At 69.3% G+C, this 515-nt stretch carries 1 protein-coding gene; it reads right to left on the reverse strand.

The window, feature by feature from the left end; genetic code table 11:
• Positions 1–515, reverse strand: a 515-nt coding sequence (locus tag VQ02_RS33770; protein ID WP_048448653.1) for a PQQ-dependent sugar dehydrogenase, incomplete at both ends; no start/stop codon positions are given.

Below are 515 nucleotides of genomic sequence, written 5' to 3' on the forward strand. Positions count from 1 at the left end.
TCACCCGCCAGATCACCTTCCCCACATCGTCCGACACCAGCAGCGCCCCGGTCTTGTCCAGGATCACGCCGACGGGCCGCCCCTGCGCCCTCTCGTCGGCATCGAGGAAGCCGGTCAAGGCGTCCACCGGCTGGCCGGCGGGTTTGCCGTCCTTGAAGGGGACGTAGATCACCTTGTAGCCGCTCTTCGGGCGGCGGTTCCATGAGCCGTGCTGAGCCACGAAGAGGCCGCCTGTCCACGCCGCCGGCAGGGTCGAGCCGTGGGAGAAGGCGATGCCGAGCGACGCGGTATGGGTGCCGACCGCGTAGTCCGGCGCGATGGCCTTGGCGACGAGGTCGGGCTTCTGCGGCTGGACCCGCTCGTCCACGCGCTTGCCCCAATAGCTGTAGGGCCAGCCATAAAAGCCGCCCTCCTTCACCGAGGTGACGTAATCGGGCACGAGGTCGCTGCCGATCTCGTCGCGCTCGTTGACCGCGGTCCAGAGGGCACCGCCGGTGGGCTCGAAGGCGAGGCCG

This window comes from Methylobacterium variabile, from assembly GCF_001043975.1.
Taxonomy (GTDB): Bacteria; Pseudomonadota; Alphaproteobacteria; order Rhizobiales; family Beijerinckiaceae; genus Methylobacterium; species Methylobacterium variabile.